6 protein-coding genes and 2 pseudogenes are annotated in these 10,743 nt (G+C 72.4%); 1 reads left to right on the top strand and 7 read right to left on the bottom strand.

What is annotated here, in order from left to right; all coding sequences use genetic code 11:
• A pseudogene (locus tag ACGFZN_RS37930) lies at nt 1–171 on the top strand (IS5/IS1182 family transposase); the annotation flags it as partial.
• Nucleotides 172–257: 86 nt separating this feature from the next.
• On the opposite strand, the pseudogene ACGFZN_RS37925 reads toward ACGFZN_RS37930, so the two are convergent.
• The 7 genes and pseudogenes from ACGFZN_RS37925 to ACGFZN_RS37895 form a co-directional block, all read right to left on the bottom strand.
• A pseudogene (locus ACGFZN_RS37925) lies at nt 258–401 on the bottom strand (transposase); the annotation flags it as partial.
• A gap of 22 nt (nt 402–423) precedes the next feature.
• Entirely contained in the window at nt 424–1,107 is a 684-nt protein-coding gene (locus tag ACGFZN_RS37920) for a TetR/AcrR family transcriptional regulator (RefSeq protein WP_393863029.1), read from the bottom strand.
• A 41-nt stretch (nt 1,108–1,148) separates the two neighbouring features.
• Entirely contained in the window at nt 1,149–2,861 is a 1,713-nt protein-coding gene (locus ACGFZN_RS37915; protein WP_393863028.1) for an allophanate hydrolase, read from the bottom strand.
• Entirely contained in the window at nt 2,858–6,451 is a 3,594-nt protein-coding gene (uca, locus tag ACGFZN_RS37910) for an urea carboxylase (protein ID WP_393863027.1), read from the bottom strand. Before uca ends, ACGFZN_RS37915 begins: the two co-directional genes overlap by 4 nt.
• On the bottom strand, nt 6,448–7,248 hold the full coding sequence (locus ACGFZN_RS37905; protein ID WP_393863026.1) for an urea amidolyase associated protein UAAP2: 801 nt from the start codon (nt 7,246–7,248) through the stop codon (nt 6,448–6,450). The genes uca and ACGFZN_RS37905 overlap by 4 nt, the downstream gene beginning before the upstream one ends.
• Before the next feature lies 1 nt (nt 7,249).
• Nucleotides 7,250–8,161: an urea amidolyase associated protein UAAP1 gene (locus tag ACGFZN_RS37900; protein ID WP_393863025.1), complete on the bottom strand. Its 912-nt coding sequence runs from the start codon at nt 8,159–8,161 to the stop codon at nt 7,250–7,252.
• 62 nt (nt 8,162–8,223) lie between these two features.
• Nucleotides 8,224–9,828 (bottom strand): amino acid permease, encoded by a 1,605-nt coding sequence (locus ACGFZN_RS37895; protein ID WP_393863024.1) that lies wholly within the window; start codon nt 9,826–9,828, stop codon nt 8,224–8,226.
• Nucleotides 9,829–10,743: the final 915 nt, after the last annotated feature.

Below are 10,743 nucleotides of genomic sequence, written 5' to 3'. Positions count from 1 at the left end.
GGCAGGCCACCGGCCTTCGACCGCGAGACCTACAAGCAGCGCAACACCGTCGAGCGGTGCATCAACCGCCTCAAGCAGTGGCGCGGCATCGCCACCCGCTACGAGAAGACGGCGACCATCTACCTGGCCGCACTCCACATCGCCGGCATCTTCCTGTGGTCCGCCCGCTGATCCAAACGAAACCCCCTAGTTGATTGCCATGTGAGGTTGGTTGCCCTGTGAGGTTGGGGACGCCACTGGTGGGTAGCTGGCCCCTCGCGGGCCCGGACGGCTTTTCGCATGCGAGCGTTGACCGACTTGCTCGCATGGGTGGTGCAGACGACGCGGCGGATCTCGGTGTCGAACTGGAGGAACGGCACGAACTCGGCCCAGGCCTTCTCCCAAAGCCGCACGATCGCTGGACGGTGTGCGGTGGGCCGGCGGTCAGTCCAGGCTGCTCAGCAGCGTGCGGCCCTCCTGCCGGGCGGCGGCCACCGCCGGCTCCCCGAGCCCGCACAGGCGCAGGCACGACGACGCGATGGCCTCGGTGTCGGCCGCATCCGGCTCGCGGGAGCGCCGTATCTGGATGACGACCTCCACCAGCTGGATCAGCAGTTCGCCGAGCCGCTCGGCGGGCAGGACGCGCGCGACGTCCTCGGTCGCCGCCAGGGCGCCCAGCGTGCCGTAGCTCGACTGAAGACGGCCCCGCTCGGTCCGGAAGGCGTCGAACCGCTCGGCCCGCACTTCCGGCAGCAGATAGAGGGTGCCGATGTTGTACGGAGTGCGGGAGAGGGTGCGTACGTCCATGACGGCGACGGCGTAGAGTGCGGCGGCCGCATCCGCTTGCTCGGGCACCAGGGCCCGGATCCGGTCCACCATCTGCAGACTGGGCCGCACGGACGTCGCCAGCAGCTCGGCGAGGATCTCCTCCTTGGTGGCGAAGTGGTAGTAGAGCGAGGCCTGCCGGATGCCGACCCGCTCGGCGATCATGCGGGTGCTGGTGCTGGTGATCCCGTGGTCGACGAAGAGCGCCCCGGCGGCGTCGAGGATCTGTTCCCGGGCGGAGGTGCCGGGGTCGGACGGCGGCGTGTGCCGGGGCCTGCCTTGACGGGGACGCGTCGTCGTCATGGCCCCATCCTGCCACCAGGTGCCCGCCCCGCTGCCTCCGGTCACGCGGACGCCGTGTACGCCCGCCAGCCGCCGAAGCGGGTGATGTCGGGCGCGCCCTCGACGGCGTACGGCTCGACGAGGAAGCCGCAGACCTGTCGCCCGTCGGCCAGTTCGACGGTGCCGATGGTCATCGGCGCGGGCACGGCGGCGGTCAGCGCCCCGAACCCGGAGGCCGGCAGCCGCCAGATCTCGCCTTCGATGCCCCTGCCCACGTCGCCGCCCGACGCCGTGGCGTGACCCGCCTGGGCGCAGGCGTCCCGCCCGCCCTCGGTGACCCGGAGCAGGCCGGGTTTGGGCGGCTCGGTGGCCAGGGCGTACAGCCGGTAGCCGCTCGCGGTGCGGGCCCGGCCGGTCAGGGAGCCGCCTGCCTGCACCAACTGGGCATTGAGGGGCTGACCGGTGAGGTGGGCGCCGACCACGAACAGGTCGAGCCCGGGGTTGGCGAACCGCTCGGCCAGCGCGGCCAGGGCGCGGTCGGAGAAGGCCGGTCCGGTGAACATCACGCCGAACGGCAGGCCGTCCACGAACCCGGCGGGAACGGCGAGCGAGGCGCAGTCCAGCAGGTTGGCGAAGTTGGTGAACCGTCCCAACCGGGCGTTGGCGCCGACCGGGTCGGCCGCCACCTCGTCGAGGGTGGGATGCCAGGTGGTGGTCGGCGTCAGGAGAGCCGTACAGCCGTCGAGCACCGCGCGTCCGGCGGCGCCGAGCGCGGCGAGCCTGGCGGCGTCGGCGGCCCAGTCGGCGGCGGTCTTCTCCCGGCCTGCCAGCACGATGGCGGCGACGGTCGGATCGAGGTCCGCCCCGATCAGGTCGCGGTGCTTCTCCAGATGCGCGCCCACGGCGGCGTACCGCTCGGCGACGAACGCGCCGCCGTACAGCAGGTCCGCGGCCTGAAGCAGCGGGGTGACGTCGGTTTCGACGACCTCCGCCCCGGTGCTCGCCATGCGGGCGACGGCGGCGTCGAAGGCTTCGCGCCAGCCGTCGGCCATGCCGTTCAGATGCTCCCCGGCCGGTACGGCGATCCGCGGGCGCGCGGGGGGCGGCGGAAGCTGGGCGCCGGTGCGGGACAGCGGATCGGCCGGATCGGGGCCTTCGGCGAACTCCGCGCCGGTGCGGGCGAGTCGCAGGTCGCGGGCGAAGACGGTGACGCAGTCGAGGGTGTAGCAGGCGGGGACCACCCCGGTCACGGGCACCAGGCCCTTGGTGGGCTTGACGCCGACGATGCCGTTGAGAGCGGCGGGCACCCGCCCGGAGCCGGCCGTGTCGGTGCCGAGCGCGATGTCGGCGATGCCCAGCGCCACCGCGACGGCGGATCCGGAGGACGACCCGCCGGAGATGCGGGCCGCGTCCCAGGCGTTGCGCACCGCGCCGTAGGGGCTGCGGGTGCCGACCAGGCCGGTGGCGAACTGGTCCAGGTTGGTCTTGCCGAGCACCACCGCGCCGGCCGCGCGCAGCCGCGCCACCGCGGGCGCGTCGGCCTGCGGTTCGTAGGCGTACGACGGGGCGCCCGCGGTGGTGGGGAGGCCGGCCACGTCGATGTTGTCCTTGACGGCCATCACCAGGCCGGCCAGCGGCAGCGCCGGGTCGATGCCGGCCGCTTCGGCGAGCACCTCTTCGCGCGGCCTGAGGTGGATCCAGATCTCGGGCCGGCCGGCGTCGTCGATGCGGTCGTAGGCGGCCTGGACGCGGGCGGCCGGTGCCGTGGCGTTCATGCCCGCACCGCCGCGACGACCTGGCCGGGGGCGACCTGTTCACCGGGCTTGACGTAGATCTCCAGCAGCGTCCCGGCGGCGGGGGCGTGCACGGTGGACTCCATTTTCATCGCCTCCAGGGAGAGGATCGCATCGCCGCTCGACACGGTGGCGCCCGGCTCGGCGGCGATGTGCCAGACGGTGGCGGTGAACGGCGCGGTGACGGGCACCGCGCCGTCCGGCACGGTGACGGCGGCGGGGGCGGTCGCGGGGCCGGGATCGTCGTCGCGGTCGAACTCTCCGGCGGCTCGCCAGCGTTGCTTCTCGGCCTCGAAGGCGGTGCTCTGCCGCCGGCGGAACGCGGCGATCGAGTCGGCCTCCGCGGCCAGGAACGCGTTGTACTCGGCGATCGAGAAGGTGCCCTCCTCGGTCGGGAAGTCACCGCGCCCGGCGTCGGTCTCGGCCCGCAGTTCGAGGAGTTCCTCCGCGGTGACGGGATACCACTCGATGCGGTCGAAGAAGCGCAGCGCCCACGGCGAGTCCTGGAACAGGCCGCCCTTGCGGAACCGGTTCCATATCTGCACGGTGCGGCCGACGAACTGGTAGCCGCCGGGGCCTTCCATGCCGTAGATGCACAGGTAGGCGCCGCCGATGCCGACGGAGTTCTCCGCGGTCCAGGTGCGGGCCGGGTTGTACTTGGTGGTCACCAGGCGGTGCCGTGGGTCGAGCGGGGTGGCGACGGGGGCGCCGAGATAGACGTCGCCGAGGCCGAGCACCAGGTAGGAGGCGTCGAAAACGGTGCGGTAGACGTCGTCGGCGGTCCGAAGGCCGTTGACTCGGCGGATGAACTCGATGTTCCACGGGCACCACGGGGCGTCGTCGCGCACCCCGGCCATGTACCGCTCGATGGCGAGGCGGGTCGCCGGGTCGTCCCAGCTGAGGGGCAGCCGCACCCTGCGGGAGGGGACCACCAGTTCGTCGCTGGGCGGGACCTCGTCCTCCAGCTCGCGCAGCAGGGCGGCGAGGTCGCGGGCCTTCAGCCGGCGGGCGTCGGTGTGGACCTGGAGGGAGCGGATACCCGGGGTGACGTCGAGGATGCCGTCGGGCGCGTGCGCGGCGAGGGTCTCCTGAAGGGCGTGGACCCGCATCCTCAGGCCGAGGTCGAGCACCATGGGGCCGTACTCGACCAGGACGTTGTCGTCGCCGTCCCGGCGGTAGGTGACGGCGGGCCGGGCGTCGGTGGCCTCCAGGCGGCCGAGTATGCCGTCGTCGCCGTCTCCGCAGGTGCTGATCAGCGTGGGGGAGGAGCGGCGGGCGTCGAGGGCGGCCGCCTCGGCTTCCCTGACCGGTACGAAGCGGACGGTGTCGCCGGGGCGGAGCTGGCCGAGTTTCCACAGTTCGCCGCTGGCGACCACCGCGGGGCAGACGAACCCGCCGAGGGACGGCCCGTCGGGGCCCAGGATGATCGGCGTGTCGCCGGTGAAGTCCAGGGCTCCCACCGCGTACGGCGTGTCGTGGATGTTGGAGGGGTGCAGCCCGGCCTCACCGCCGTCCTGGCGCGCCCACCGCGGCTTGGGGCCGATCAGGCGGACGCCGGTGCGGGCCGAGTTGTGGTGGACCTTGTAGTCCGTGGCGTAGAGGGTGTCGATGTCCTCGCGGGTGAAGAACTCGGGCGCCGCGTGCGGCCCTTCGGTGACACCGATCTGCCAGTGCGAGGTGATCGCCGGCCGGCGCTCGGGCGGGGTGGGGCCGCCGCCGGGGGCCGGCGAGGCTCCGGGCCGCAGTACGTCTCCGGCGCGCAGCGCCCGACCGGCGTGCCCGCCGAAGCCGCCGAGGGTGAACGTGGAGGCGCTGCCCAGGTATGCGGGTACGTCGATGCCGCCCCGGACGGCCACGTAGCTGCGCAGTCCCGGCCCCCGGCAGGCGCCGAGTTCCAGGGTGGCGCCGGCCGGGACCGTGACCGGCTCCCACAGGGCTGCCGCGCTGCCGTCGACCGTGACCGGGACGGGAGCGCCGGTGACGGCGACCACGGTGGCGGCCGAGAAGCGCAGGGTCAGCCCGCCCGCGGTGACCTCCAGGCCAGGGGCCTGGGCCGGGTTGCCGACGGCCAGGTTGGCCTCGGCGAAGGAGACGGCGTCGAAGGGGCCGCTCGGCGGCACGCCCACGTGCCAGTGGCCGAGCCGGCCCGGAAGGTCCTGGACGGTGGTCATCGCGCCCGGCACCAGGACGTCGATGCGCGGTTCGGGGTCGACGGTGGTGGCGAGCGTGCTGGTGCTGTGCACCGCCTCGCGCACCTCGCCCCGCGAGGTCAGCTCGCGCAGCAGGCCCAGGTTGGTGACGATGCCGTCGACCCGGCTCGCCGCCAGGGCCCGGCCGAGCACGTCGAACGCGGCCTGCCGGGTGGGGCCCTTCGCGATCACCTTGGCGAGCATGGGGTCGTAGTACGGCGAGACCTCCAGACCGGTTTCGGCGAAGCCGTCGACGCGCACGCCGGGCATGTCGTCGGCGCCCTGGCCGGGGAAGGCCGCCCGGGTGATCAGGCCCGAGGACGGCAGCGAGTCCTTGCCGGGGTCCTCGGCGTAGACGCGGGCCTCCACGGCGTGTCCGGTGGGCGTCCACTCCCGCTCGAACACCGCGTCCTCGACCCGGCCGTCGCGGGCCAGGGCGAGCATCAGTTCGACGAGGTCGACGCCGTACGCCTCCTCGGTCACCGGATGCTCGACCTGGAGACGGGTGTTGACCTCCAGGAAGGCGGCCTCCTCGCGCACGGGGTCGTAGACGAACTCCACGGTTCCCGCGCCCCGGTAGCCGACCGAGGCGAGCAGCCGGCGCGAGGAGTCGTGCAGCAGTGCCCGCACATGAGCAGGCAGGGCCGGGGCCGGGGCCTCCTCGATCACCTTCTGGTTGCGGCGCTGCAACGAGCAGTCCCGGTCGCCGAGGACGGCGATCCGGCCGGTGCCGTCGCCGAAGACCTGCACCTCGACATGGCGGGCGGGGCGCACGAGGCGCTCCAGGAACACCCCGGCGGACCCGAAGTTGGACTCCGCGAGCGCCGCGACGCGCGCGAAGGCCCCGCGTACCTCGTCGGCGGTGGTGCAGGCCTGCATGCCGATGCCGCCGCCACCGCCGGTGGCCTTGACCATCACGGGCAGCCTGATCGAGGAGGCCGCGGCGACGGCCTCCTCGGCGCTCGCGAGCAGCTCCGTCCCGGCCAGCAGCGGCACTCCGGCGGCCTTGGCCAGGGTGCGCGCGGTGTGCTTCTCACCGAAGGCCGTGATCTGGTCGGCGGTCGGTCCCGCGAAACGCAGACCGGCCTCCTCCACGGCACGGGCGAAGACGGCGTTCTCGGACAGGAAGCCGTAGCCGGGGTGGATGATGCCCGCGCCATGGGCGAGGGCGGCCTCGATGATCGCCTCCCCGCGCAGATACGACGCGCGGGCGGGCGCCGGACCGAGGCGGACCGCGTGATCGGCCTCGCGGACGTGCGGGGCGGCCCGGTCGGCGTCGGAGAAGACGGCGACGGTGCCCAGGCCCATCCTCCTGGCGGTGCGGATCACACGGCGGGCTATCTCACCGCGGTTGGCGACGAGAACGGCGATGGGGCGGATCACGCGCCCTCCTTCGCGGTGCGAGCGGCTTGCGAGGACCGTGCGTCGACGCCGGCCGGCGCCGGGTCCACGACGATCATCCGCAGCGGAGTGGGGTTGAAGTCGTTGCACGGGTTGTTCATCTGCGGGCAGTTGGACACCATCACCAGCACGTCCGTCTCGGCGCGCACCGCCACCCGGCGGCCCGGCGCCGACATGCCGTCCACGATGCCCAGCGCGCCGTCCGCCTCGACGGGCACGTTCATGAACCAGTTGAGGTTGGAGACGATGTCCCGCACCCCGAGGCCACGCCGCCCGGCCTCGGCGAGGAAGTTCTCACGGCAGCCGTGCTGGAACATCACATGGTGGCCGTAGCGCAGGGTGTTGGACTCCTTGCCGCACGCGCCGCCGATGGTGTCCTGGCGGTCGACCTCGTTGGCGACGACGGTCATCAACGGGCGGCCCTCGTTGCTGCGCAGCACGGTGCCCGTGCGCACATAGGCGTTGCCCTGCCAGGCCAGGGTGTCGGGGACGCTGTAGCGCTCCTCGGGATCGTCGGCGTTGTAGAGCAGACAGTCGGCCGACTGGTTGCCGCCGACGTCGACGATCGTCAGGACGTGCCCCGTCCGCACCACCGCCGACCAGGGCGCGTTGGGGGCCACCGTCTCGTCCAGGACGATTTCGCCCGCGACCAGGCTCGCACCCCAGTCCAGGGGGGAGCCCTCCGCGTACACGGCGCCGACCGGGACGGTGGAGGCGACCGTGCCGCCGGCGGCGGTCGGGTAGGTGACGGGCCCGGTCTCGGTCCGCGTGCTCGCCATGTCACAGCCCCCGGGCTTCGCAGTAGTCGACGGTGTTGAGGTAGGCCCGGTGCAGTTCCGGAGTGGCGGTGAACCGCGGCTCGTCGGGGCCGGTCGGGGCACCGCGCCAGGCGTGCACCCGCAGGGGGCCGACCACATAGCCGGGACGAGGATCCAGCGGATGGGCGACATTGGCGACCAGCACCAGCAGGGGCAGCTCCGCGACGAGTTCGACATGCGTGCCCGCCCCCGCGCTGCCCTGCCAGGTCAGGGTGCCGTCCGGCTCGACGCGCACGCCCTGGAAGAAGGAGAGGCTGGGCGGCAGGTCGCGCCGGGTCAGACCGTGCTTGGCGGCCGCCTTGAGGAAGAGCCCGCGGCCGGACGGCGACGGCCCCTCGGGGCGGGCGTCACCGTACTTGCGCTCGTTCCAGGCGTCGGTGGTGGTGCCGCAGAAGGCGTCGTGCCGGCCGGAGGAGTCGGCGCTGACCACGGCCAGGACCCGGCCGTCGCCGGACAGCAGCGGATGGTCCTGGCCCGGATACGCCTGCCACGGCACCTTCTGGGTGTCGGCGACGTTCAGCCGCTCCACCGGCTCCAGGGCGTTGAAGAGCAGCAGGTGGGCGCAGGCGTCACCGCTCGGGTCGTCGAAGCGCAGCCGCGTACCGCGGGCGAGGACCTTGTGCGTGTAGCCGCCGGGTGCCACCGTCTCCGCCCACACCAGGGCGCCCGCGTCCACCCCCGGCGGGCAGTACGGGCTGTCCGACGCCGGAAGGTACGGCATCCACGCGCCGGCCCGCCCGCCCTGGGCGCGGGCGTCGTCGCGGGCGCTTCGGACGCTGTCGGTCAGGTGCAGATCACGGGCGCGGGCGGGAGCCCGCCCGGTCGGGTAGCGGCCGTGCTGCGGTACGGCCGTCGAGCTCTCGGCGGTGGTCATGGATGTCCCGTCGTCCCTTCGTCGGTACGTCATCGATGCGTCCCCTGGCGTCACACGGGCCCTCAGGCGGGCTCGGCGACGGCCTGCGCGTCCAGGGACGGCTCGGTGTGCGTGTGCGGTACGTGCCTCAGCTCGATACGGCGGTGCAGCCGGCGGGCGAGGAAGTAAACGGCACCGGCGGCGAGACCGAGCCCGATGAACAGCGGGGCGCTCCACCGCAGCCACCAGGTGCCGCCGGTGAGGTCGTAGATCTCCGCACGCGGCCAGATCAGATTGACCGTCATGCCGGCCTGGTAGAGCACGGCGAGCGCGTTGACCGCCACTCCCCACCGGCCCAGCGAGAACAAGGGCCGGCCGGACTCGTCGACGCCCGCCGGCAGCCCGCCGCTGCCCCGGTGCCGGATCCGGGTGACCAGCAGGGGCACCGTCACGCCCAGATAGGCCAGGTACAGCAGGGCGATGCAGAGGCTGGAGAGAGCGGTGAAGATCGCCGACTGGCGGATGTTGACCACGAGCGCGAGCGCGGCGCCGACGCCCACCACCACCGACGTGCTGATCGGCGTACCGGTGCGGGCCGAGACCTTGCCTAGGTGCCGGTGGAAGGGCAGGGCGCCTTCGCGCGCCATGGAGTACATCATCCGCGCCCCGGAGGTCTGCACGGCCAGGGTGCACGCGAACACCGCGACCGCCACGCAGCACAGCAGCAGGCGGCCCAGAACCCCGCCGAGCCGGTCGGTGAGCACCCAGGACAGACCACCGGCTGCCAGCTTTCCGTCGGTCAGGCCACGCGCCGCCATCAGCCCCGACAGGATCAGCAACGCGCCACCGACACCCGAGGTGATCAGGGCCCGCAGGATCGTCCGGGGAGTGGTCCGGCGCGGGCTGTGGGTCTCCTCCGCCAACTCGCCCGCCGAGTCGAAGCCGACCATCACGTACGCCGCCATCAGTGAGGACGCGAGAAAGGCCCCGAAGTAGCCGCCGTGGCCGGCCCAGCCCGTGGGATGGGCCACCACCTGCGGACCCCGCTCGGGCAGGAAGAAGAGGATCAGCACCAGCGCGAGCACACCGATGATCTCGACCGTGACGCCGAAGCTGGTGGCGGCGGCCATCTGACGGATTCCCAGGATGTTCACCACCGTGGTGATCACCAGCAGGACGCATCCCAGCAGGACCGCGTTCTGCGCGCCGGTCGGGGAGCCGACCGACGGATCGGCACCCTGGCCGCCGACGATCTGGAAACCGGACCAGATACCCGGCAGCACCGCCTGAGCCGCGATCGCGGCCGCCGCGACGGTGAGTATCTGCCCGATGATCATGATCCAGCCGACGAACCAGCCCGTCGTGGTGCCGGCCAGCCGGCTCGACCACTGGTAGATCGCCCCGGATATGGGCCACCGTGCGGCCAGTTCGGCGAAGCACAGGGCGACGAGCAGTTGGCCCGCGAAGACCAGCGGCCAGGTCCAGAAGAACGCCGCGCCGCCGAGACCGAAGCCCAACCCGAACAGCTGGAAGACGGTGGTGAGGATCGACACGAAGGAGAACCCCGCGGCGAACGACGCGAAGCTGCCTACGCCGCGGCGGAGTTCCTGCTGGTAGCCGAAGGGGGCGTGGCCGGTCGGGCCTCCGCGGCCAGGGTCCTGCGCAAGGGGGAGTTCGGGCCGGCTCATCGCCGCACCTCCGATCGGTCGACAGATACCTGTCGCTTGATAGGTATTGCGATCGTCGGCCGGACCGGTCTCACACCCGAGTCCGGGAAGTTAACTTCCTGTATCCGCGGGCCGCCTCGGAGATGGCTGCGCGCCGGCACCCTCGGTGTCCCCGCAGCGGATCCTCCCGCGCGGGACACAGGACCAGTTCTCGGAGCCGGCGCGGCAGCGTCGCTGAGGTGACGAAGTGGCTGACCGAACACTCGCCTCCTCGCCATCCCGTCGCCGGACAAGCAGGCCGGACACTGGGACTACGCCCACGTCCGGTTCACCAGCGCGGGCATGCACGAGCGCTGACGGGTGCCCAGGCCGGGCGGTGGTCGTCAGGCGGGAGAAGAAGGCGTGAAGGGACAGCAGCAGCCCGGCTGTTGTGCTGCATGAGCGATTCGTACCTGCTTCCGGCGAAGGAGACACGGAGCGTCTGCCATGGCCGAGGGCGTCGAGGCCGGACGAGGCGATCGGGGCGGAGTGCTGCAGGTTTCCAGGTGCGTAGGAAGTGGCCCAGCCGGTTGCCGGCGTGCGCTGAAAGAGGTCTCAGAGGCCGAGTCTGCCTTGGGCCACGACGCCCGTATCGTCAGCCGTCAATTCGCCCCTCGGACACTCTTCCAGAGACACGGAATCGAGGACCCCGCCTGACGGTCGTGGTCCTCGTCGCGTTGTCATACGCGATCGTGATGCCCAGGGCATCGTAGAAGGGTGCAACACGGCGGCTGCTCGTCAGCTCACTGTGCCCCGTGGCGAAGCTAACGGTGGATGGCTGCCCGGCCGTTGATCGGTGTCATCCGACCCGTAGCCGACTAAAGGTTGCAATACCGGCGAATCCGTGCGCAGTGGACGAGTTACAACGGTGTTCGCTCTCGAGAACACCGGGTGTTG

It is taken from the genome of Streptomyces sp. NPDC048192, assembly GCF_043202415.1.
Classification (GTDB): Bacteria; Actinomycetota; Actinomycetes; order Streptomycetales; family Streptomycetaceae; genus Streptomyces.
This window is presented reverse-complemented; position numbering and strand designations above follow the sequence as displayed.